Source organism: Paraburkholderia sp. BL25I1N1 (assembly GCF_003002025.1).
In the GTDB taxonomy this organism is placed as follows: domain Bacteria; phylum Pseudomonadota; class Gammaproteobacteria; order Burkholderiales; family Burkholderiaceae; genus Paraburkholderia.
The window spans coordinates 405,976-429,425 of sequence record NZ_PVZB01000001.1 but is presented as its reverse complement, the minus strand read 5'-3'; the positions used below and the strand labels follow the sequence as shown (position 1 = coordinate 429,425).

At 62.9% G+C, this 23,450-nt stretch carries 22 protein-coding genes; 4 read left to right on the top strand and 18 right to left on the bottom strand.

The window, feature by feature from the left end; all coding sequences use genetic code 11:
• Positions 1 to 22: 22 nt before the first annotated feature.
• The 14 genes from B0G73_RS01935 to B0G73_RS01870 all read right to left on the bottom strand — a co-directional run bounded on the left by B0G73_RS01935 (position 23) and on the right by B0G73_RS01870 (position 12,837).
• Positions 23 to 736 carry an isoprenylcysteine carboxylmethyltransferase family protein gene (locus B0G73_RS01935; RefSeq protein ID WP_106277371.1) on the bottom strand — a complete coding sequence of 238 codons (714 nt, stop codon included), beginning with the start codon at positions 734 to 736 and terminating at the stop codon, positions 23 to 25.
• A 7-nt stretch (positions 737 to 743) separates the two neighbouring features.
• The gene (locus B0G73_RS01930; protein ID WP_258193145.1) at positions 744 to 2,072 is read right to left on the bottom strand and encodes a vWA domain-containing protein; all 1,329 of its coding nucleotides are present in this window, start codon (positions 2,070 to 2,072) and stop codon (positions 744 to 746) included.
• A gap of 74 nt (positions 2,073 to 2,146) precedes the next feature.
• The gene (locus B0G73_RS01925) at positions 2,147 to 2,776 is read right to left on the bottom strand and encodes a TadE/TadG family type IV pilus assembly protein (protein WP_106277367.1); all 630 of its coding nucleotides are present in this window, start codon (positions 2,774 to 2,776) and stop codon (positions 2,147 to 2,149) included.
• 1 nt (position 2,777) lies between these two features.
• On the bottom strand, positions 2,778 to 3,320 hold the full coding sequence (locus B0G73_RS01920) for a TadE/TadG family type IV pilus assembly protein (protein WP_106277365.1): 543 nt from the start codon (positions 3,318 to 3,320) through the stop codon (positions 2,778 to 2,780).
• The gene (locus tag B0G73_RS01915; protein ID WP_106277363.1) at positions 3,317 to 4,186 is read right to left on the bottom strand and encodes a sterol desaturase family protein; all 870 of its coding nucleotides are present in this window, start codon (positions 4,184 to 4,186) and stop codon (positions 3,317 to 3,319) included. Before B0G73_RS01915 ends, B0G73_RS01920 begins: the two co-directional genes overlap by 4 nt.
• Before the next feature lie 26 nt (positions 4,187 to 4,212).
• Positions 4,213 to 5,169: a type II secretion system F family protein gene (locus tag B0G73_RS01910; protein ID WP_106277361.1), complete on the bottom strand. Its 957-nt coding sequence runs from the start codon at positions 5,167 to 5,169 to the stop codon at positions 4,213 to 4,215.
• A 44-nt stretch (positions 5,170 to 5,213) separates the two neighbouring features.
• A complete protein-coding gene (locus tag B0G73_RS01905; RefSeq protein WP_106277359.1) occupies positions 5,214 to 6,191 on the bottom strand; it encodes a type II secretion system F family protein in 978 nt (325 codons plus the stop codon).
• A gap of 25 nt (positions 6,192 to 6,216) precedes the next feature.
• Positions 6,217 to 7,599, bottom strand: coding sequence for a CpaF family protein (locus B0G73_RS01900; protein WP_106277358.1), 1,383 nt, complete (start codon positions 7,597 to 7,599; stop codon positions 6,217 to 6,219).
• 54 nt (positions 7,600 to 7,653) lie between these two features.
• Positions 7,654 to 8,856: an AAA family ATPase gene (locus B0G73_RS01895; RefSeq protein ID WP_106277356.1), complete on the bottom strand. Its 1,203-nt coding sequence runs from the start codon at positions 8,854 to 8,856 to the stop codon at positions 7,654 to 7,656.
• A gap of 46 nt (positions 8,857 to 8,902) precedes the next feature.
• The gene (locus tag B0G73_RS01890) at positions 8,903 to 9,196 is read right to left on the bottom strand and encodes a hypothetical protein (protein WP_106277703.1); all 294 of its coding nucleotides are present in this window, start codon (positions 9,194 to 9,196) and stop codon (positions 8,903 to 8,905) included.
• Between the two features lie 23 nt (positions 9,197 to 9,219).
• Positions 9,220 to 11,025, bottom strand: coding sequence for a type II and III secretion system protein family protein (locus B0G73_RS01885; protein ID WP_106277354.1), 1,806 nt, complete (start codon positions 11,023 to 11,025; stop codon positions 9,220 to 9,222).
• An 87-nt stretch (positions 11,026 to 11,112) separates the two neighbouring features.
• On the bottom strand, positions 11,113 to 11,946 hold the full coding sequence (gene cpaB, locus B0G73_RS01880; RefSeq protein WP_106277352.1) for a Flp pilus assembly protein CpaB: 834 nt from the start codon (positions 11,944 to 11,946) through the stop codon (positions 11,113 to 11,115).
• Positions 11,947 to 11,982: 36 nt separating this feature from the next.
• A complete protein-coding gene (locus B0G73_RS01875; RefSeq protein WP_106277350.1) occupies positions 11,983 to 12,519 on the bottom strand; it encodes a prepilin peptidase in 537 nt (178 codons plus the stop codon).
• 141 nt (positions 12,520 to 12,660) lie between these two features.
• Complete coding sequence (locus B0G73_RS01870; RefSeq protein ID WP_106277348.1) at positions 12,661 to 12,837, bottom strand: Flp family type IVb pilin; 177 nt, start codon at positions 12,835 to 12,837, stop codon at positions 12,661 to 12,663.
• A 1,096-nt stretch (positions 12,838 to 13,933) separates the two neighbouring features.
• On the opposite strand from B0G73_RS01870, the gene B0G73_RS01865 reads away from it, so the two are divergent.
• Complete coding sequence (locus B0G73_RS01865; protein WP_106277346.1) at positions 13,934 to 15,019, top strand: metallophosphoesterase; 1,086 nt, start codon at positions 13,934 to 13,936, stop codon at positions 15,017 to 15,019.
• Positions 15,020 to 15,159: 140 nt separating this feature from the next.
• Here B0G73_RS01865 and B0G73_RS01860 read toward each other — a convergent pair whose 3' ends face one another.
• The 4 genes from B0G73_RS01860 to B0G73_RS01845 form a co-directional block, all read right to left on the bottom strand.
• On the bottom strand, positions 15,160 to 16,056 hold the full coding sequence (locus B0G73_RS01860; RefSeq protein ID WP_106277344.1) for an amidohydrolase: 897 nt from the start codon (positions 16,054 to 16,056) through the stop codon (positions 15,160 to 15,162).
• 89 nt (positions 16,057 to 16,145) lie between these two features.
• Positions 16,146 to 17,168, bottom strand: coding sequence for a substrate-binding domain-containing protein (locus B0G73_RS01855; RefSeq protein ID WP_258193144.1), 1,023 nt, complete (start codon positions 17,166 to 17,168; stop codon positions 16,146 to 16,148).
• 38 nt (positions 17,169 to 17,206) lie between these two features.
• The gene (locus B0G73_RS01850) at positions 17,207 to 18,202 is read right to left on the bottom strand and encodes an ABC transporter permease (RefSeq protein WP_106277342.1); all 996 of its coding nucleotides are present in this window, start codon (positions 18,200 to 18,202) and stop codon (positions 17,207 to 17,209) included.
• 50 nt (positions 18,203 to 18,252) lie between these two features.
• Positions 18,253 to 19,797: an ATP-binding cassette domain-containing protein gene (locus B0G73_RS01845; protein ID WP_106277341.1), complete on the bottom strand. Its 1,545-nt coding sequence runs from the start codon at positions 19,795 to 19,797 to the stop codon at positions 18,253 to 18,255.
• A 383-nt stretch (positions 19,798 to 20,180) separates the two neighbouring features.
• On the opposite strand from B0G73_RS01845, the gene B0G73_RS01840 reads away from it, so the two are divergent.
• The 3 genes from B0G73_RS01840 (at position 20,181) to B0G73_RS01830 (ending at position 23,439) form a co-directional block, all read left to right on the top strand.
• A complete protein-coding gene (locus B0G73_RS01840) occupies positions 20,181 to 21,077 on the top strand; it encodes a LysR substrate-binding domain-containing protein (RefSeq protein WP_106277339.1) in 897 nt (298 codons plus the stop codon).
• Between the two features lie 200 nt (positions 21,078 to 21,277).
• Positions 21,278 to 22,027 carry an SDR family NAD(P)-dependent oxidoreductase gene (locus tag B0G73_RS01835; RefSeq protein ID WP_106277337.1) on the top strand — a complete coding sequence of 250 codons (750 nt, stop codon included), beginning with the start codon at positions 21,278 to 21,280 and terminating at the stop codon, positions 22,025 to 22,027.
• A gap of 83 nt (positions 22,028 to 22,110) precedes the next feature.
• Entirely contained in the window at positions 22,111 to 23,439 is a 1,329-nt protein-coding gene (locus B0G73_RS01830; protein ID WP_106277700.1) for an MFS transporter, read from the top strand.
• Positions 23,440 to 23,450: the final 11 nt, after the last annotated feature.

Here is a 23,450-nt window from a genome sequence, read left to right as displayed (position 1 = left end):
GCCAGGCGCAAGGACCGCGGCCCTAAAAAATGCCCGGAATCACGCGATAACGCACGCGGCCTTTGTAGGTCCGATAGCCTTCGTCCGCAGAGAGAAGCCGCTCCTCGCGCACGATGCGCCCCACTTGCAACGCGAACTGGCACCCGTAAACCAGCAGGTTTTGCAGACCGAAGTTCACCAGCAGAAAGCCGATGTCGGTGATGAAGTAACCTAGGTACATCGGATGCCGAATGAAGCGATAGGCACCGCGCGATACGACGCCGCGATTGGCGGGCAAGATGCCGAACGAGCGGCGCAGCGACACCTTGGCGAACAGTTGCCAGCATATCCCCAGCAGTTGCAGCGTGGCACCCACAGCCTCAGGCACGAGTTGCACGCCGGGCGCGAGACGCACGGCGAGGAAATAGTACGTGCCGCCCATCGCGCACGTGAAAGCGAACGGCCGCCAATCGCGTTTCATCGGCACCCGCGTCACGAGCGACAAGCCGACCGTGAAACATGCGGAAACCACCAGAAATAACAGCGTGATCCGCGAGGGCGCCGCGCGCCATTGCGTGATCGCGGCATACGCGAACAGGCTCAGCATGGTCGCCGCGCCCGCGCGCGCGGCGACTTCCACCAGCGCCTCGCGCAAGCCGCCGGCATTGCCCGGCTCCGTGGACATGGCACTGGTCAGGGTGGCGCCTTCGGTACTCACGGCGAGTGGCAGGTCTTGGAGAGGTGTCGTCGGTATCATGGCGCGCTCACTTGGAAATACGCAGGATTTGCGAAGCCAGTTGCGAAAAGCACGGCTTCAGATCGGCCGGTGTCGCGGCGTAGCAGTACACGCCGACCGGCTGTTTCGGGTTGTAGCAGCGCGATAGCGAATCGGCTGTGTTGGCCATGCACTTGAGAACATCCTGGCCGAGTTCGTTGTCTGGGCCGGCGGGCTGCACCAGTTCGGGTCCGTACCCGAGCGTGAACACGTAAGTGCCTTCGGCGCGCGCCGCCGCGGCCATCGCTTCGAGCAGATTGCGCGACGCGCGGTTGACGTTCACATACGTAATGTCGCCGTTCGGCACGGCGCGCGGCGCGCTCACGGGCCAGATCGGGAAGACCTGTTCGTTCTTGTCGTGCGCGTTGTACCACTTCGGCATGGCCGTCACGAGCTTGGTCGCGTTGCTCTGGTAGCACGGCGAACCGAGCGTCTGGTTGAGCGAATTCATGTCGTACAGCCCGGACATCGTGCCCGCGCTGTCAGGGCTCGCGATCGTGCCGGCGTTGTTGTTGCAGCCGCTCTGATTGGTCGTGAAGAACGAAGAGAAACTGTTCGGCGCGCCGTCCGAGAAGAACACGATCACCCGCAAACTGGACGGCTGCGTGATCACCGTATTCAACTGATTGCGCGCGTTCCAGATCGCTTCGGCCGAATTGGTGCTGCCGTTGAACGAATATTTTTTGATGTCGGCAGTCATGGTCGCGCGATCGAAACCGCGCGCATTGCCTTTGAACGGCACATCGACCACGCTGCCATAGGCGAAGTGCATCAGCGCCACACGGTCGTTGGTGATATCGAAATTATTGAGGAAGGCCACCGCATTCGAGCGTACCGCCGCCGGCACGCCGGAAGAATTCAGCGAGCCCGTGGTATCGATCACGAACGCCATATCCAACGTCTTGCGAATCGCCTGCGAGGACGAACTCACGTTCAGCACATTGAATCCAAGTACCTTCGTGAAAGTAACCGGCACGCTCGCTTGCGCCGTCATGCCGATGGTCACGGTGCCGGCGTTGAACACGATCGACGGCGTACCCGCGGTCACGCTGGAGCCGAGAAAACCTGCCGGATAGTTCGCCGCGAAAAAGGCCGTTGCCGCCTGCTGTGCGTTATTGGTCTGCTCCGTCTGGTTGCTGCCGCGCGTGACGGCCTCGCCGGCCGCGATCACCGCGCCGTCGGTGGCGGCGTCGAGGCGCGCCTTGATCATGTAGCCGAGACCGGAATCCACCGCGAGACCGAGGATGCCTAACAACGCGATCAGCGACACCGCCACAATGATGCTGACCGATCCCCTCTGCCGTCTTCTCAATGCCACCGTTCTTTTTGCTGCTGTTGTCATTACTACCCCCGGTACTGCATTTTTTATTTGGCTCGGCTTTTTTCGCCGGCTCAGAACACCGTCATTGCGTAAAGATTCGGGGAGAGCGCGGGTGTGGTGAAGCCGCCGCCCAAATCCAGCGAACCGATGAGCGGCGTCTGCAAATAGAACGCCTCCACCACGTACGCGATCTGCCCGTCGGAGAGCTTGCCTTGCAGCAGGTTCACCACCGGCGACAATTTCCCCGCCGCCGGAATGCCGCTGCAACCGCCGGTGCCGTCCGTCGCCCAGCGCGTGCCGGCGTTGCCGCAGTTCCATAGCCGGCTTGCCGGGTAGTAGTTGCCGCCGTTCCAGCGATATTGCGCGACCACCACGCCCGTGCAATTGTTACCGCTGCTGTCGCAGTTGTTATTGCCCATGATCTCGGTGATGTAGATCATGCCGTTCGCGGTCATGTTCAGCGGTGGCGTGGTCGACGTGAGCGAGGACATAATGGTCTGCATCGGAAACGTGAGCGACGCTCGCGAGGACAGGCTCGCGCCCTCGCGGCTCACGTTGATCAAAATCATCTGCGCTTGAACGTTGCGCGCAATGTCGTACGCCGGCAGCGCGAGTGCCACCAGCATCGGCAGCAACAATGCCATTTCAACACTGACGATGCCTTTGGACGCGCGGCGGCTTCGCAAGGAACGTGTGCGCATGTCAGAAGCCCTCGTTGCGCATCGTCGCCGCGACGCTGAAACTGAAATTGCCGTTGGCGAAGAACGGCTTGACTAGCGGCGTGAGAAGCGGCCAGATGCAGTTGATCTGCAGCACCACGATGTCGCCGGGCTTGCCGAACATGCCGGTGCTATAATTCGTCTGCGTGTTGTAGGTCTGGGTCGCGCCATTGATCGTGATCACGTAACTCGGCGAGACGAGCGAATAGAGACCCATTGAACTGTCCCTGATCTCCTGCACGACGGCCAGATAACGTTGCTGGTTGGTCGCGTTCGGGTCGAGGTTGGTCTGCCCCGTTACGGAATAACGCGCGCCTTCCCGCACCGCGTATTGCATGGTCAGATTGACCCACAGTGCGACGCCGAGATCCATGGCGATGCACAGCAGCAGAAACAGCAGCGGCGCGACCAGCGCGAACTCGATCGTGGCGGCGCCGCGCTGCTTGCGTGTGAGGTCGCGCCTGCCTAAGCGAGCTCCTGCACGAGCTTCCGCGCGAACGGCGGTGTTGCGGCGAGCGGCTTTCATTTCGTTTCCTTGTCCAGCACCAGCACCGGCTTGCCGCCACCGACCCCCGCGCCGCGTTCGGCGCGCAGGCGCAGCGGCCAGCAGAACGCTTCCAGCAGCGAACGCGGTTGCGCGCCGTCGTCGAGACCGGTGGCCGGCCACTCTTCTCTGGCCGGCACCCACTGCGTGTCGAACAGGTGATCCCACAGCGGCAGCAGTTGCGTGAAGTTATGGTCGAAATGCTCCGTGCGGTTCGAATGATGCAGGCGGTGATATTGCGGATTGTTGATCCAGGTAATGTATCGGCCCAGGTCCACGCGCAGGTTCAGATGAGCGAAGTAATTGCCGAACATGAACACGACCGAAGTCAAACCGACAATCCATGGTTCGACCTTGAACAGCACGCCGACGAGCGGATACAGCAGACAGCCCTTGATGAGCGATTCGACCCAGTGGTGCCGCCACGTGACCGTGACATTGAACTCGACCGCGCTATGGTGCAGCGAATGCAGCTTCCACAGCACGGGCCATGCGTGCTGCAGGCGGTGAAACGCGTATTCAAGCACGTCGATGGTCAACAGCACGATCACGAACGAGGCCACCGCGCCGAACCCGTGCGAGTTCAGAACTACCATGCCGCCGCCGAGCGCATTCACAATCGCGATGCTCGCCGCCGCCGTCAGCGGCCTCATCGCTTCGGCGATCGCCAGGTATATCCCCGCGTAGGCCACGTTGAAACGCTGCCCTGCGCGCGATTGCAGCATCGCGGCGGGCCAGCGCCGTTCCAGCGCCGCGCCCGCCGCCATCATTACCAGGCCGAGCGCATACGCGCGCAGCCAGAGGCCCGCATGATTCATCAGATCAGGAAACAGGCTGGAAGCGAACATGTGATTCCCCGGTGAATGCCTGACGTTCAACCGCCCGCGATGCCGTTAATGGCCGGAAACAGCTGACGCATGACCTGGATTGCCGACGGACCGACAAGCACGGCCAGCAGCGTCGGAAAAATAAAAAACATCAGCGGGAACAGCAGCTTCAAGGCGATCTTCGCAGCCTGCTCTTCCGCGCGCAAGCGTCGTTTCGTGCGCAGGTTGTCGGTATAAACACGGAGCGAGTCGCCCACGCTGGTGCCGAAGCGGTCAGCCTGAATCAGCATCGCGGCAAGCGTGTCGATGTCTTCCACGCCGGTGCGCAGCGACAGGTTGCGCAACGCCTTGTCGCGGCCCGAGCCGGCACGCAGTTCCAGCAGCACCATGTCGAATTCGTCTTTTAGCGTGTGGCTCTTCACGCCGATTTCCTGGGTGACGCGCATCATCGCTGCGTCGAGGCCGAGGCCCGCTTCCACGCAAACGGTCATGAGATCGAGCGCGTCGGGCATATCTTCGAACAGCTTGCGCTGACGGCTTTCGACGCGGCGCGTCATCACCAGATTTGGCAGATAAAAGCCGAGCGCCGACGCGGCCAGCACCGTCAGCAGCAGATAGATGCGCTGACCGGCTTCGAAGGCGTTGCCGAACAGAATCAGTGCAAGGGCCGGCAGTGCGAGCGCGAGGACCGTCTTGGCAGCGAAATAGAGTGCTGGCGCGGACGGTGTGCGGATACCCGCGTTCGCAAAGCGCAGTCGTAGCGCCGACTTGTCCCAATCGTCCTTTGGCAAGGACAGTTTGGCGACCCGCTCGGACACCTTCGTGACCGTCTCGATCCAGTTTTTCTGCGTGCCCGCCTCGACCTCGCTGGCGACGCCCGGCTGCCCGAATTCCTCGATGCGCCGCTGCACCGGATCAGGGCGCAGCAGAGCCATGGCCTTCAGCGCCGCGCCGAACACGATCAGAAACATCACCCCCAGCAGCACGATCTGTTCTATTTTCATGGTCTGCGGGCCAGGCCCGCGCTCCTCGTGTCGAAAGCGGTGGTCTAGATATGAATGCGCACGACTTTGCGCATCCACAAGATGCCGAACACCATCATCGTCATCGCCACGCCGGCGAGCTGCACGCCGGCCGGGTCTGTCCAGAACACGCTGATGTAGCCGGGATTGAGGACCGACAGCAGCCCAAGAATCGCGAATGGCAACACGCCGAGCACCCAGGCCGACAGGCGTCCTTCCGCCGACAGCACGCGTACCTTGCCGAGCAGCTTCAGCCGCTCACGAATGATGCCGGCGATAGAGCCGAGAATCTCCGCCAGATTGCCGCCCGCCTCGCGCTGGATCAGCACGGCGATCACGAAGTAGCGCAGATCTTCCACTGGCACGCGGCTCACCATGTTCAGGAGCGCGTCGTTCATCGACACGCCGTAGTTGATCTCGTCGAACACCAGCGCGAATTCGCCGCCGAGCGGCTCGGGCAGTTCTTCGCCGACCATGCCGAGCGCGGCCGGAAAGGAGTGGCCGGCGCGCAGCGCGCGGGCGATCAGATCAGCCGCATCGGGCAACTGGCGTTCGAGTTGCAGCACGCGTTTGGTGCGCTTGCGGCGAAGAATCAGCGTAGGCAGCAGGCTCGCCACCACGGCGAACACGCCCATAACCGGCGCGGGAAATTGCAGCACAAACCCGCCCAAGCCGCCCAGCACCGCGCACAGCAGCGTGTAGGTAACGAAGCGCGCCACCGACCATTTCAGCCCGGACTGTTGCAACTGCCGGTCGAGCGTGTGCACGCGCGGTATGCGCAGCAGTAGCTGCGTGACGAACGGGGACTCGCTCAGCATGCGCTGCTTGAGGATCGAGAGCTGTTGGCTGCTCACGTTGCCGCCGGCGGAGAGCGCGCGAATGCGCTCGTCCATGCGCTTGACGTCCTTGCCGCGATGGCTGCTCCAGAGCAGATAAACAGCCTCGATGGCCAGCACGACCGCGAGAAACGCGAGCACCGCAAAGCCGATAAACGACGTGTTCATGTCCCCCTCCTCAAACGCGATGCGTTCATACTTCGAAACGCCGTGCCGGATCGAACATCTGGTCCGGCAGCACGATGCCGAAGCCCGCCAGCCGCTCGCAAAATTTCGGCCGCACGCCGCTCGCGCAGAAATAGCCTTTGATCATGCCGTTCTCGTCGACACCGGTGCGCTTGAACGCGAAGATCTCCTGCATGTTGATGATGTCGCCTTCCATGCCGGTGACTTCGGAGATGCTCATCAGCTTGCGGCGTCCGTCGGTGAGGCGCGAAGCCTGCACCACTACCGTGATGGCCGACGCGATCTGCTGGCGGATCGCCTTGATCGGCATCGTCAGACCCGCCATGCCGACCATGTTCTCCAGCCGCGTGAGCGCGTCGCGCGGCGTGTTCGCGTGCAGCGTCGCCATCGAACCTTCGTGGCCGGTGTTCATGGCGTGCAGCATGTCGAGCGCTTCGGCGCCGCGCACTTCGCCGAGTACGATGCGGTCGGGGCGCATCCGCAGCGCGTTGCGCACCAGCGAGCGTTGCGAGATTTCGCCCTTGCCTTCGATATTCGGCGGCCGCGTTTCGAGGCGCAGCACGTGTTGCTGGCGCATCTGCAATTCGGCCGCGTCTTCAATTGTCACGACCCGTTCGTCCTCGGGAATGAAGCCGGAAAGCAGATTGAGCAGCGTGGTTTTACCGCTGCCGGTTCCGCCCGAAATCAGTACGTTCAGCTTCGACTTGATCAGCGCTTCGAGCAGTTGCGCCATCGCGGGCGTGAAACTCTGGTTGTTCACCATGTCGGTCACGGTAAGCGGATTTACCGCGAAACGGCGAATCGACACCAGCGGTCCGTCGATCGCCGACGGCGGAATGATCGCGTTGACGCGCGAGCCGTCCGGCAGGCGCGCATCGACCATCGGCGTGGATTCGTCGATCCGGCGGCCCACGCGCGAGACGATGCGTTCGATGATCTTCATCAGATGCGCGTCGTCGTAGAAGGTCACGTCGGTGTGTTCGAGGCGCCCGCGCCGTTCCACGTACACGTGCTGCGACGTGTTGACCAGAATGTCGGAAATGGTCGGGTCGTTGAGCAGCGGTTCGAGCGGGCCGAGGCCGACCATTTCGTCGTGCACGTCCTGAGCAAGACGGCGGCGCTCGAGTTCGTTCATCGGAATCTTGTCTTCGTCGACGATCCGTTCCACCAGTTGCGCCAGCTCGCGCTTGATCTGCTCGGGCGACAGGCGTTGCAGCTTGTCGAGCTCCACCCGGTCGATGATCGCCTGATGAATGTTCATCTTGAGTTGCTGATAGGCGCGCCGCGCGGCCAGGCTTTCCGTGGCCGCGCCGACCGCGGCCGCTGCGGGACTGGCGCCGTCGAACGGCATCGTGCCGCTCTGGATCATCAACTGTTCGCGCAATGACATGGTGCTCTCCGCATTCTTTTCGATGGCAAGCTACCCTGAACGAATTCAGGCGGCTCAGTGTCCGGGCTTGAGCTGCGGTGGCGAATTCGGCCGGCTTTGGAACAGACGCCCGAGCACGCTCTTGCGCTCGGCGACCGGCAATGGCCACAGCAACGCCGCCAGTTGCGAGATGCCCTGGGCGAGCGCGCCACCCTTCGCGCCGGTCACGAGCGGCACGCCGTGGTTCAGCGCCTCGGTGGCCTGCTTTTCGTCGCGCGGCAAGTGATGCGCGACCTTTGCGCCGAACGTTTCTTCGAGCGTGGACAGGTTGATGCGCGCGTTCTTGTCGTACTGATTGACGATCACTTTCACCTTGCTCGCCGGATAGGCGAGCTCCTTGAAAATGTCGAGCATGCGGCGGCCCGCATGCAGGTACAGAATGTTTTGCCGCACCACCATGCAGATCGAGTCGCTGTGATCGAGCGCGTGGATCGCGAGCGGATTGATGTTCTGGCCGACGTCGATCAGCACCGCGTCGTATTGCTCGCGCACCAGCGTGAGAATCCGTTCCAGATGCGCGGCGCGCAGTTCGCCCGACTTGACCGGATCGCCCGCGCCGGCCAGCACGTCGAGATTCGCGTGCACATGCATCACGCAAGATTCGAAGAAGGCGGCGTCGAGCCGGTCGATCTGCGAGCACAGATCCGCGAGCGTGGCGGGCGGCGCTTTGTCGGCGACCAGCAGGCTCGCGTCGGCGAATTGCTGGTTCAGGTCGATCAGCAGCACGCGTTTGTCGCGCAAGGCGGCCAGCGCGTAGGCGAGATTCACGGCGATCAGTGTCGTGCCGCTGCCGCCCTTGCAGGAGGTGAACGACACCACACGGCCGTCGCGGCGCACACCGGCGTGCTTCTTTGCCGAGACGTGAGCGAGCGCCTCGGCGATCTCGGCGTCGTTCAGCGGCCAGGAGAGCACATGCCGCACGCCGACACGCATCGCCGCCATCAGCAGTGTGGTCGACGGCGCCGGCGTGATCAGCATGCAATGCAAATTCGGCAGGAGCGACAGCACTTCTTCGACACCGTTCAGATCGCGCGGCGTCAGATCGGCGTCGTCGACGATCAGCAGATCGGCGCTCCTGATCGCCGCGGCGTGCACGCGCAACTGCTTTGCCGTACCGTGCAGCGTACGCAGACGAAACGCGATGCCGCTTGCCTCAAGCCGCGCCGCGATGTGCGGCGCGCGCTCGGCGCTGGACGAAATCAGAAGGGTGTCGATCATGGTAAGTCTCCGCTGGCTCTACGGCGAGCCGCCTGGTTGTGCCGCTTCAGTACGAAATCGATGAGCCGACGCCGATCGTCAAGGAATTGGTGGGCGGGGGCGGCGCCGTGAAGGATTTGGCGTAGCTCTTCTGCGCCGCGGCCGCAGCCGTGCCGTCGATTCCCGCAACCGGATCGGTGTTCGCCGAGGCGTTCGGGTTGAGCGTTTGCATTTCCTTGATCTGGTTGATCGAGTCGCCGAACGTCGCGTCCCAGTGCGGCGTCGAACTCAGGCAGCCGGCGAGCGTGGCGCTCAAGCCGGCGCACAGTGCCGTGCGGATCAGTGTCTTGGTGCTTGTCATGTCGATCTCCGGTAGGCCGCGCATTACTGCGAGGCGTGTGAGCCGCTGGTTTCCGGCGTGGCCGGTATCACGGCCACAGCGGCAGCCGCGCTGGGAGCGGGTGCGGGAACCGGCGCGGGTGCAGGCGCGGTTGCCGGCGCCCCGACTGGCGCAGAGGCTCCCGCGGCCGGCGCGGCGCGCTTCGTGCCTTCCATGTGGCCGGTCAGGTACACGTTCGCTTCGCTGGCGTCGCCGAAACCGTCGGTTGGCAACGGATAGTGCTGCGGCAGCGGTTTGGCGAGGCGCGGCGTCACGACGAACACCAGTTCGGTCTTGTCCTGTTCGTAGCTCGTGCTGCGGAACAGCGCGCCGAGCACCGGCAATTCCGCGGCGCCTGGCAAGCCTTTGATGGAACCGGTGATGTTGCTCTTCAGCAAGCCGCCGATCGCGAAACTTTGACCGTCGAACACCTGCAGCGTGGTGGAGGCGCGCCGCGTGGTGATCAGCGGCAGGATGGTCTGGTTGTTCGAGTTGCCGGCGCTGACGACCACGCCAGTAGACGACAGCTCGGACACCTCCGGCGACACCTTCAGGTTGATGCGGCCGCCTTCGAGCACGGTCGGCGTGAAGGTCAGGCCGACACCGTACTGTTCTTCCTGTAGCACGATGGTCGTGCCGTTCGCGCCGTTGCTTTGCGGCACCGGAATATAGACCTTGCCGCCCGCGAGGAAGCTCGCTTCCTGGCCGCTGATTGCCATCAGGTTCGGCTCGGCGAGAATCTTCACAAGCTGATCGGTTTTTTGCGCATCGATCGCGGCCCTGAGCGGCGCATTGTTCGCTTTCGATGCGGTCAACGCGCTCAGCCCGCCCGACAGATAATCGGCCAGCAAGCCGAAGCTCCAGCTGCCGATCCCGCCGTTGATATTGGCCGCCACGCCGAGCTGGTCGATCAGCGTCTTCGAGACTTCGGCCACCTTCACTTCGAGCATGACCTGCTGTGGCGCGGCCACGTGCATCATGTTGATGATGCGTTCGCCGCCCGCGCCGCCGAGCGTCGGTGCCGGCATACCCATCGCGCGCGGTGCGGCGCCGACCGGCAACGGGCCGCTGCCCATCGGCGCGGCGGCTTGCAAGGCGGTGGTCGGACGGGCCACGAAGGCGCGCGCCAGTTCGAGCACGCGTTCGGCCTTGACCGCGTCGGAGACCGTGCCGGTCAGCACCAGCGTGTCGGCGGCGGCCTTCACCTGAATACCGGTTTCCTCGGGCATCAGCGCGGCGAGGGTTTGTTGCAGACCGCCCGGATCCGCGCCGACGCTCACGTCGATGATCGTGCAGGAGCCGCTGCGGCCTTGCACGATCATGTTGGTGGTGCCCACATCGGAGCCGAGCAGATACAGTGTTTGCGGAGACACGAGCATGGCCTGCACGATCGCCGGATTGCCGACGCTGCGGCTCTTCACCGGTTCACGCACATCGACCATCGTGGATTTGCCGACCGGGATCGTCACCGAGCTGTGTTCGGCGACCGGGCCGCTGCAGTTCGGACCACGGGCGCCCTGCTGCGCCCCGCCGGACGAAGCACCCGCGCCCATGCCGCTCGCGGCGATGGTCAGATGCACCGAACCGTTCGACGCCACCGTGAGCGGCACGTCCGGCAACCCGGGCACACCCGCTGCGGCGTTCTGGCCGGCCGCTTGCGCCACCGGCAGCATCGTCAGATACATGCCCAGCAGTACACATGTGCAGGCTTCGGCGATCCGGGTGCGGCCCCGCGGCAGGCGCGAATTCGCTTCGCGCGGGCCGAGCGGCTGCCGCGGCGCGCTAGCGCGCTGAGTGGTTCTGGCGTTCATGTCCTACCCCCGTTATGTGCCGCATTTTTGTGCGTGCCGCTCTGAACGTCGGTCACGCATCGGTCACGGCCTGCAGGCTCGAGCCTGTCAAAAGCATTCTTGTCTTACGTCGGCGCCGTCGAGTACCCGCACACAGTTGGCCGGCGCGCGCGCCGCCACTTTGCGCACGATATGGACCGGCTTCGGTTCGGGTGCGGGCACCACGGCGACCGGCGTTTGCAGCAGGCTGGCCTTGGTGGCGCCGGCGGTGTCGATCGCCTTTGGATCGATCTGGTTACGCAACACTAGCGACAGCGTGCCGATGCTGCGTGCGAGGTCGATCTTCTCCGCCTGTTCCGGCGACACTTCGAGCGTCACCGCGTCGACCACCTTCGGCTTGGTTTCGTCGCGGCCCACTTCCTGGGCGACGGCCAGCACGAGAATCTTTTCGAGCACGATCTTCGAGATGTTCTGATCACGCTGGGTGCCTGGATCGCGGGCATCCTTTTGCGTGTTGACGATGATGTCGACGTAATTGCCCGGCAGTGCGAAGCCCGCCACGCCGATCACGTCGTTCACGCGCACCGTGATGGCGCGCTTGCCTTCGCCGATCACCGCCGAGAGGCCGCCGAGCGTGCCGACCGGCGTGAGCTTCGCATCGAGAATCGGTTCGCCGCGCAGCAGGCTTTCCTTCAGTACGCGGCCGTCGAGTTTCTGGATGTCGGTGTACGAGCCGGGCGGCACGCTATTGGACGGCCAGTCGGTGAGCTTGAGGTAGTCCGGGCCGATCCGTTGACCAAGATTGATATCGGCTGCCGCCACCACGACCTTGGTCGTCGCATTCGACGACTGCGAGACCATCCAGCGCGAGGCGAACACCACCGCGGTGAGGCCCGCCAGCGTCGCGATCAGCAGCATCGTTACAGCGCGCGCGTTTTTCATTTTTAACCCCTGATTTTTGCCCTGCCCCGGCACGCGTCACACGCTGGCGAACAACACGCATGCGCTGCCTATTGCTATCGCAATGCCGTAAGGCATGGTCCCCGTCGCACTGCTTTCAGCCACGCTGCCCGACCTGCGCAGCGCGCCGTTGCCCGGCGTCGCGCAGCTGATCAGCAATGCTGCCGCCCCGTGCAGTCCGGCGCGCATCTGGCGACGCCGGAACCATATTGCGAGCGACCCGATCGCACCGATCACACAGGCCGCCAAACCAATTTCGAGTGCGCCGTAAGCGCCGCAGAAAGCGCCGATCGCCGCCATCAGCTTCACGTCGCCTGCGCCCAGCAGCCGCATCGCGTAGCCCGGCAGGAAAATCACGCCACCGGTCAGCATGCCGCCCAACCACAACTGCATTCCGTCGACGACACCGTGTGTGAACCATTGCACCGGTATCGCCACAAGCAGTCCCGCCGCCACCAACCAGTTAGGAATCCGGCGCGTTTGCATATCCCACAGCGCGGCGATGAGTACCAGCGTCATCACGCACGGTCCAACCGGAAAAGGAACCCCGTTCATTGCCTGCTCCGTTTCGAGGATCAAATTGCCGTTCTTTACTGGAGTCGTTTCTTTTAAGGGCGGGGCCGTCGCTACCCTGTCTCGAAGGACCGTCGAGCCAGGGCGGGCGATCGGCTTTTGCACCTGATGCAGCGCGGTGCGTCAGGCCGCGGCGGTGGCCAGCTTGTTCGAAATGGTCGTGAACACGGCCCTCAGGTTCGCGCCCATCGTCGTCACCGTCGCAATGATCGCCACTGCGATCAAGCCGGCCAGCAGGCCGTATTCGATCGCCGCCACACCGTCTTCTTCGCGCAAAAACTTCTTGATCGTGTTCTTCATGCTAACCCCCGTAGAGTGAAAGTTGACTTCGGTTTATGCCGTCTGCAGCCGCCTGAAAACAGGTGCGCCGGAGCGGCGTTCATGCCCGTCACGAGGACGGAAAAAGTGGCGAGGCCAGCGCTTTACTTCGTCACGATCACGAGAGGCTGAATAACCCCGTATCCATCGCCGTGTCGTTGTTTATCGACTTCCGTTTTCGCTGGCCCCGCCGCACCCCGCAAAACGCGTGGACCGCCCCGAACGCGATTTACGAAGACTTTTGTTGCTGCCGGAGTTCTGTTGCTGCTTTCCGTCTGCAACATGTTTTTTCGTCTTGTGACTCTCTATTTGCAACGGCTATGCCAACAGGCCTCAAAGCCTTGCTGGGCAACGATCGACACTTCAGCGGAAGGTGCGGCAGGGATTTCGCAGCGCGCGATGGTTCGGATTTGAGACACTGGAAAGCGAAGGAGCGGAACCCGCTTGCCGTGCTTCGCGCATTATTTCTGCAGGGCGGAAAACCGTAGGACCATTGGCGGGCAATGGTTCGACAAATACTTCGGTCAAAGATGCTGGCATTGAGCCGACAAAAGTAGGTTTTACTGAGCCCGTCCGGGATGTTGCAAGCGTGAGACGGGTGGCCGAGGAACGACCCGGCGGCACGGCCGCGAAAAGCGATGTCCGCCCACCTCACTATGTGGGGTAGCGCGCATTGCGCGATTGACGGTGGATCGCCCCGTCGTTCTCGCGTCTCGCCAAACCAATCGGGGTCGACGCAGGCGGCAACCGTTTTGGGGCGCCCCAAAACGGGCTTCGATTGCTTCCGGGCGACCTGCGGCGCCTTGTCAGTCGGGCCTGTCAGAGCGATTTAGGCCCGACTCGGCATCGCGGTTTCGCGAGCGCACCGAAAAAACATCGCTCATCTCACGCGCCAATACGGCCCGGATTGCAACGAACGCGGATATGTCCGGTTTCGTTCAGCAATGCGAGCCGGGCCACATAAGTCGGTGCGCCGGCGACGACCGTCGAAAAAACCTGCCGATACGTTGTGGCCTTTGATACGCCACTTGTAACCGAGCGTAAAAGACACTGCCTATGCCACGGGATCAATGCGACGATGTCGCCGCTCCGTCTGCACCCCTCGCTCGATCGGGGCGATGGGGACGGCATTCAGGTTCAAACACCTCGTTACAAATCGACACTGAAAGCACTCAATTGGCGGTCAACACTGTGTGACGGCGGCGACACTGCGCGCGCCATGCCTAACCGACGAAGACACTTCGATGTCAATACCGTCCGGGCGTCACGCAGCAACCATACAGAAGTCTTCCGTCATTTCACGTCAACTGATTGCGGTGAAAACATGCAGCAGACTTTCATACCCGTGCGACGCTTCAAAAAGAACACGGCCGGTCGCGACTTCGTCGTAGGCGATCTGCACGGCTGTTTCAGCCGGCTTGCGAAAGAGCTGGAGCTGCGCCGCTACGACCCGTCGCGCGACAGACTGTTTGCCGTCGGTGATCTGGTGGACCGGGGCATCGAATCGCCGGCCGTGCTCGAATTCGTGGACCGGTATCGCATTCAATCGGTGCGTGGCAATCACGAGGACACGATCGTTCGTTGGCATCGCTACGGCGGCAAGAACGCGTCGATTCGATCCACCGGCGGCGAGTGGCTGTTCGATATGGTCTACGACAAAGCGGCGCTGGACGACATCGTGACGTATATGGCGGCCCTTCCCTACGCGATCGAAATCGAAACCGACGACGGCCTGGTCGGCATCGTGCACGCCAACGTCCCCACGCAATCGTGGCCGAAGATGGTGCAGGCGCTGGAACAGGAGGACCGCAACGGACCCGTGCGGCGCAAGGTGATCTGGGATCGCTCCCGCTGGATCGCTGGCAAGACAGCAGGTTTTATTTCGATGCGCCGGGCCTTCGCGCAACTGTGCCAACGATTTGCACCAGGATGGCTAGACCCGGGCAGCCGCATCGACGGCGTGGCCGCGGTGATCGTCGGGCATACGCCGGTGCGGGAGCCCATGGTTCGCGGCAACGTCATCAATGTCGATACGGGGCTCGTGTATGGCGGAGCGCTCACGCTGCTGCGTCTGGACGAGATCCCCATGCTGCTCAACCGCGCGACTCGCGAACAACCGGCATTCGGCCGGTCGAAAGGATATCCGGCAGGTTCGGGCGCGTGATCGCGCGGGCAAAAGCGCGCTCCGCGTCAGCGCGTCGATACTCCCCTCACGTTTGCTGTATCGCCACGCACGCGATCTCCATCAGCGAGCCGCGCCGGCATTGTCGAAGTGCTGGGCGCCATACGCGCGGCGGATAGCCCTCACAGCCTGTACACCCGCTCCGCGTTGTCATGAAACAGCGCCGCCCGCTCGTCCGCCGCGAACTCCCGCGTAATCTCCTTGAAGGCGTTGAACACATCGTCATAGCTGCTGAACAGCTTGTCGACCGGAAAGTTGCTCGCGAACATGCAGCGCTTCACGCCGAATGCTTCGATTGCGTGCAGGACGAACGGACAGATGCTGTCCACCGTCCACTTCCAGTCGCCCATACCCAGACCGGATATCTTGCAGAAAACGTTGTCCGCCGAAGCGAGCGAGGTCATGCTCTTTTTCCATGCCTCGATCTCTTCGGGCTTACGGTCGACCGGCATGCCGGTGTGGTTGAGCACCATCGGCGTACCGGGGAAATCGCGCGCTAGGGCGAGCGCCTCTTCCATCTGCGTGTAATAGAGTTGCAGATCGAACGACAAATCGTGCTCCTTGAGCAGCGCATAGCCGCGCCGCCATTGCGGATCGCTCATCAAATGCGGACTGTCGATAAACGTCTTCACCGGATCGCGATGGAAATTCAGGCATTGGCGAATGCCCCGCACGTTCTTGTACTGGCAGTGCTCTTCGATCACAGCCTGCGCGTTCGGCGAAGACAGATCGGCAAAACCGACAATGCCGTGCGGATAGCCGTGCTTGTCCGCGACGCTCTGAAGCCATCGCGTTTCGGCCACCGGATCGTTGTGATCGTATTCGACCTGCAGATGAACCGTCTTCACCACATTCTGATTCTTGATATCGGCGAGAAAGTCATCGATCAGGTAGTCCTTGCGAATGGCCGAATAGTCGCCGAACACGCGGTCGAGCATCGGCCCTTGCAGCCAAGGGTAGTTGCCGGTCTTCAGATCGTACAGATGATGATGCGGGTCGATGATAGGCAGATTGTCCACAGCGCCTCCTTTGAAGTTATACGACGCGCGGCGCTCGCGTCGAAACACCACTAAATGAACGGCCGCGCAATCAGGTCAACACCGTTTTCTCAGTACTTGCCCGCGGACGGCGGATAGACACGCTTCACCGTGGCCTGCGCATCCGGCTGATCGATCGTTTCCTTCGTCACGAGCGGCTCCTTCAACGCGAATTCCTGCGTCGTCGGCTTATGATTCAGCGCGTTGAACACCTGCGTGGTCGCGTCGATCCCTTGCCCGACCGCCTCCTGCAAAAAGATGCCCTGGATCGCGCCGTCGCGCAGCAGCTTGATTGTCGTCGGGCTGCCGTCGGCCGTGACGACCGCCACCTTGCCGACCGCACCGCGCGTTTGCAGCGCCTTGGCGGCGCCCGTCGCGGCTTCGTCGTACATGCCGTAGATGGCTTTGACATCGGGGTGAGCGGTCAGTACGTCGTTGGCCTGCTGCACCGCTTCGTTGACCGTGAGCCCGTGCGTCTCGAGCACCTGCACGAGTTCGCAGCCATCGGCCTTGAACGACTCCTGCGCGCCCTTCATGTACTTCTGCGCATTCTCGCGATCCTGCGGCAGCGACAGCATCGCCACCTTGTTGCTGCCGCGATCCTTCGCGAGTTTGCAAACGTATGCGCCCTGAGCCTTGCCCGTATCGTAGTTATTCGCCGTGACGGCCGACGTATAGTCCGTCTGCCCCGCCTGCGGCCCGATGCCCGTGAAGGCGACCGGCACCGACTTCGACTTCAGAAGACGCAGCACGGGCGGCGTGCTGGTCGAACTGACCGGCCCGATCACGATCGCGTTGACGCCGCGCGTCATGGCCGTGCGCACGTTGTCCATCTGCTTGGCCGGCGAATTCTCCGAAGTGAACTCGACATAGTCCATGCCGAGTTCTTGCGCCCGTTGCTTGACGCCGTACGCGACCCACTGCCAGTACGAAATATCCAGCGACGGCGCGATATACGCAACTGTCTGCTTGTCCGCCGCGACCGCCATCTGCGACGCGAATGCCGCGGCGAGTGCGACGATCGACGCCATTGCGATCCGCGCAACCGGCTGCCTCGTGCATGCGCCGGCCGACCTGAATGTGCGCTTGTTCATGATGTGTCTCCTTCCAGATAGTTTTTGCGAACCCGTGCTCAACGCCGAGCTTTGGTAACGCGATCCACGAGAACCGCGATGAGAATGACGACACCGGTCACGGTGCCTTGCCAGAAACTGTTCACGCCGATCAGATTCGCGCCGTTCTGAATGATCGTGATCATCAGCGCGCCGAGCAGTGCGCCGATGGCCGAACCGGTCCCGCCGAACAGGCTCGCGCCGCCGATCACCACGGCCGCGATGGCCTGCAGCATCAGGCTCGATCCCGCGGTGGCCTCGGCATTGCTGATGTACGACACGCTGACGATGCTCGCGAACGAAGCCAGCAAACCCGAGAGCACATATGCGCCGAGACGCACGCGGTTGACCGGAATCCCGATCACGCGCGCCGACGAACTGCTGCTGCCGATCGCATACAGCCAGCGGCCCGCCACCACCTTGCGCAGACAGAATTCGATCGCGACGAGCAGCAGCACGCACCACAGCGCATAGTTCGGCAGGCCGGGAATCAGCGTTCCTGAATCGAGCAGCCAGTAGTCGGGGTTGGAGATCGGCAGCGAGTGGCCGTCGGTTACGATGAACGAGAGGCTGCCGGCAATCGCATACGTGCTGAGCGTCACGACGAACGGCGCGAGTCCGACGAAGGTCACGAGCGCACCGTTGAGCGCGCCGATGCCGACGCCGACCGCGAGTCCGGCGACACTGCTCGCCACCGCGCCATAGCCATGCGCCATGGCGAGGCCGGTCACCATGCCCGTCAACGAAAACACCGAACCGACGGACAGATCGATGCCGCCGGTAATGATCACGAGCAACACGCCGAATGCCATGATGACGAGCGGCGCGGCCGCCTGCGTCACGTTGGAAATATTGCCGCCCGACAGCGCCGCCGGCACGATCGTGCCCACCGCGAGTTCGATCACGATGATCGCAATGGCAATCGCGATTTCGGTGCGGTAGGCCGACAGCAAACGGCGTCCCGCACTGCTGCGCTTCGGCTGCGCCTCCGCGATGGGATGAGTGGCTGATTTCATGGTTGTCTCCAGATTAATGATGTTTTGGCGCGCGGCGGCGCTAACCGACGTTAGGCGGCCATACCCGTTGCGGCCGCGAGTTGTGTTTCGTTGACGTCGGCGTGACGCAGGACTTCGGTGGGCTTGCCGTCCAGATCGAATGCGAGCACGGTGTCGCACAGTTCGACCAGTTCGATATATTCGGTCGACCACCAGACGATCGTCGTACCCTGCTGCGCCATCTTGCGAATCAGCGCGTAGATTTCGCGCTTCGTGCGGATGTCGACGCCGCGGGTCGGCTCTTCGAGCACCAGCAGCCTCGGCCGCAGCAATAGCCAACGGGCGATCAGCAGTTTCTGCTGCGTGCCGCCGCTGAGTGTGGCCGGCAAGTCCCACAGCGAGCCGGCGCGAATCTTCAGGGCGTCCAGCAACCGCGTGCTCTGCTCGATTTCCTCGCGCTTCACGACACTGCGCCGGTTGACGACGCGCGCTGCCGCGACGAGGTTGTCGACGATCGGCAACGTGGCGAGCACGCCCTTGTTCGAGCGGTCGCCCGAGACGAAGCCGACGCCGTCGCGCGCGCCCGCCGACGGATGCGAATAGCTGACACGAGCGCCGGCGCGTGTAATAGCCCATGAGCCGGCGGGCGCGATACCGGTCAGCGCATCGATCAACGAAGACGGACCCACCGGTGCTCCGGCGAGGCCGACAATCGCGCCGGCCGGCACTTCGATCGCCACACCGTCGCGTTCGATCCGCAATGCGCCCGCGTGAATGCGACCGCCGCCGTCACCCATGTCCTGCTCCCCTGCCGGGTGTGCCTGCCCCAACTCCGCCGACTGCGCGACGCGCGCGGCCGCGTCATCGACGACAACGCTCTGTCCCATGCATTCGATGATCTCGCGATCCGTGATCGCATCGAGCGCGACGCGATCGACGGCCGTCTTGCCGTCGCGGATGATCGTGCAGACATCGGCGATCTGGCGAATCTCGCGCATGCGGTGCGAAACGAACAGCACCGCGAGTCCCGTATCGGCAATGAGACGCCGTAGTACCGCGAAGAGCCGGATGGTTTCCGCAGCGGTCAGATTGGCGGTCGGCTCGTCGAGCAGCAACAGCTTCGCGCCCGAACCGAGGGCGCGCGCGATCTCCACCAGTTGGCGCTCGTGCAAGGTCAGATCGCCGACCAGCCGGCCCGACGATTCACGCGCGAACTGCGGATCGATCAGCGACAGCGCTTCGACCGCAATGTCCATCGACGCGCGTTCGCTATATTTCGCGGCGCCGCGCCGCAGCCGCGGCATCGCGATGTTCTCGGCCACCGACAGATGCGGCAGCAACGCAAGTTCCTGATTGACGACCGCGATGGTGCCGGCGGCGATATGCCCGCCGACGGATGCACCGATTGCTTGCCCGTCGAATTCGAGCGTGCCGCCGTCGCGCTCGAACTGACCGGAGATGATCTTGATCAGCGTCGACTTGCCCGCGCCGTTGCCACCCAGGAAAGCATGCACTTCACCTGGGGCGATCGAAATATCGAAGCCCTTCAATACGCTGGTCGGTCCGAAGCTCTTGACGATCGCGCGCGCCGTCAACAAGTAACGCTGCTCAGCCATGTCCTTTCTCCTTTCGCGTTTTCCGCGCATCGCGCATGTTTTGCGAATGCGTAGTACGACAGTCGCCGGTACGCCGCATAGGCGCTAACCGGCGAAATGTCTTTACTCGATATGGAAGCGAACAGGACGAGAGCGCTGCGTGTGAGCGTGTGCTGATCGCGCGCTCACCGGGAAAGTCGGATAATCCATTACCGTCTCCTGCACAGTTGTTGCACTGCGCAACCTATGTTTATGATTTAGCCGCCTGGCGGCAGTGAAACTGCCGGGTTAGTACCGAGAGGACCCCATGCATCCCTGGCTGCGCGGCTTGTCGACAGAATGGCAGTGCGAATGGCGTGCGAACAAGGCGGTTTCATTCAACTGCATCTGAAAAAAATTCCACTATGCGCATTCCACCGGTCAAGGCCATCGTCGCGTTCGAGAGCGTGGCCAGAACAAAAAGCGTCAACCGGGCCTCGGAAGAGCTCGGGCTGACCGCATCGGCGGTCAGTCATCAGATCAGCAACCTGGAGTCGGTAATCGGCCAGCCGCTCTTCTATCGCTCCGGCCGTGGGCTCGTCCTCACGCCGACCGGCGAGCGTTATCTGTCCGACGTGACGGGGTCGCTGGCCGATCTGAGCCGCGCCACTGAGCGCGCATCGAGCCGCACCGACGTCGATATCCTGCGCGTGCATTCGAGTCCCAGCTTCGGGCTCATGTGGCTCCTGCCGCGGCTTGCTTCGTTCCAGGAGGCCAATGGCGATATCCAGTTGAATCTCGCCTGCTCATATGAGGACGTCTCGTTTACCAGCGGTTATTACGACATCGATCTGCGCCACGGCTACGCGAACTGGCGCGACCTCGAAGTCAGAACGCTGCGCGGCGAGTTCATCGCGCCGCTCGCGTCGCCGCAATATCTGGCGAACAATCCGGTCGAGACGCCCGAAGATCTGCTGCAACATCGGCTGATCTACTCGGAGACGCCGCTTGTGCAGTGGAAGCAGTGGTTCGGACGCACCGGCGTGTCGGCCGCCCATAAGACCTTCGACTTCTCTTTCGATCGCTCGTACATGTCGCTCGAAACGGCCGCGCTCGGCCTCGGCATCGCGCTCGAAAGCGTGATGCTCGCCTCGGTTCGGATCAAGGAAGGCGCGCTCGTGCCGGTCTTCGACGACACGCACGCCGTGGAGGTCGGCGCGCATCATCTGGTCTATCCGCCGCAAAACGCCGAACTGCCGCGCGTCACGCGCTTTATCGCGTGGATCGAGCGCGAGGTCGGGCGCATGGAGCGCAAAGCCTGAGAGCGGCTTCGATCCTTGCCAGGGTTTTCCTGCACCGCGCTCGCAAGACATTCCAGATGCGGCGTCGCACCATGCGGCATCTGCGTTTAAAGCAGCACGTCACCTGAAAATTTCTCAAACATAGTTGAGCAGTACGTCGTTGATGCGACAGGCCGCGCAGTAGACACTTCGGCCATCACATCAACACTCAGGAGACAATCATGCTGTTGGAGAACAAAGTCGTCATCGTGACCGGCGCCGCCTCACCGCGCGGAATCGGCAAGGCAACCGCTCAGGCACTCGCCGCTCAGGGCGCCCGCATCGTCATACTCGATCTGCGCGAAGAAGACGCGAAGCGCGCCGCCGCCGATCTCGGCGACGCGCATCTCGGCCTCGCCTGCGACGTCACCGACAAAGACGCGTGCGTCTCGGCCGCCAAAGCGACACTCGAGCGCTACGGCCGCATCGACGGCCTCATCAACAACGCCGGCATCACGCAGCCGGTGCGCACGCTGGACATCACCGCCGAAGGCTTCAACGCCGTCGTCGACGTCAATCTGCGCGGCACGCTCTACATGTCGCAAGCCGTGCTGCCGGCCATGAAAGAGCAGAAAGGCGGCAGCATCGTGTGCATGTCGTCGGTCTCCGCGCAACGCGGCGGCGGCATCTTCGGCGGCCCGCACTACAGCGCGGCCAAAGCCGGCGTGCTCGGTCTCTCGCGCGCGATGGCCCGCGAATTCGGCGGCGACAGCATTCGCGTGAACTCGATCACGCCCGGCCTGATTCAAACCGATATCACCGGCGACAAGCTGACCGCGGAGATGCGCGTCGACATCATCAAGGGCATCCCGCTCGGCCGGCTCGGCAACGCGAGCGACGTGGCGAACGCGTGCCTGTTCCTCGTCAGCGATCTGTCGACCTATCTCACGGGCATCACCCTCGACGTGAACGGCGGCATGCTGATTCATTGATTGATAGCGACGCGTTGCTGCTCGCGAGGAGCGGCAACATGACCGGCATCCGGGCCAACCCGGAGCCATGGAAGGAGACGCACATGAAACCGAAATACCCCGCGGCATCCCTTGCCGCCGACGTGCTGCCGCAAGCGGACTCGACAAGCTTCGAGTCGAAGACCTACGCGAAAGTCAGTCGTCGCCTGATCCCATTCCTGATGCTGTGTTATCTCGGCGCTTATCTCGACCGCGTCAACGTCGGCTTCGCGAAGCTGCAGATGCTCAACGATCTGCGCTTCAGCGAAACTGTGTATGGCATGGGCGCGGGAATTTTCTTTCTCGGCTATTTCCTCTTCGAGGTGCCCAGCAACCTGGTGCTGCATCGTGTCGGCGCGCGCAAGTGGCTTGCACGAATCATGCTGACGTGGGCGGTGATCTCCGCTTCGTTCATCTTCGTGAAGTCGCCTACAACCTTCTATGTACTGCGCTTTCTGCTCGGCGTCGCGGAAGCGGGCTTCGCACCCGGTGTGATTCTCTACCTGACTTACTGGTTTCCCGCTGCGCGCCGCGCCAAAGCGCTGTCGCTGTTCTTCATGGCGATTCCGCTGGCCGGCATTATCGGCGGCCCGCTGTCGGGCTGGATCATGCACTCGCTGCAAGGCGCGATGAACATGGCCGGCTGGAAGTGGTTGTTCCTGCTGGAAGCCGTGCCTTCGCTCGTGCTCGGCGTCGCAATCCTGCTCTATCTCGACGACGGCATCACGAAAGCGAAGTGGCTGACGGACTCCGAAAAGACGCTGCTCGCCCGCAACGTGGCCGGCGACAACGCGCATAAGATCGCCCACGTCTCGGTCAAATCGTTCATCGGCGACCGCCGTTTGTGGCTGATGGCGGCCATCTACTTCTGCGTGGTGCTCGGCCAGTATGGCCTGACGTTCTGGCTGCCGACCATCATCCGCAAATCGGGTGTGGCCGATCCGCTCTGGATCGGCGTGTTCACCGCGATTCCTTATCTGTGCGCCATCATCGCGCTGCCGCTGGTCGGCATGAGTGCGGACCGTCATCGTGAACGCCGTCTGCATCTGGCGATTCCGATGCTGATCGCCGCAGCGGGCTTCATTCTGCTGCCGGCCATCGGCAGTGTGCCGGCCTCTATTGTTTGTCTGAGCATCGCCGCGGCCGGCATTCTCGCGTCGTCTTCACAGTTCTGGTCGTTGCCGACCGCGTTGCTCGGCGGCATGTCGGCCGCAGCCGGGATCGCGGCGGTGAACTGCGTCGCCAATCTTGCGGGCTTCTTTTCTCCGGCGATTGTCGGCTGGCTCAACGACCTGACAGGCAAATCGACCGCCGGGCTGATCTTTATCTCGGTGGCCGTCACGTTCGGCGCCTGCCTCGTGTTTCTGGTGCCCGCGAAGTCCGTGAACCGCTGAACCCTTCTTAC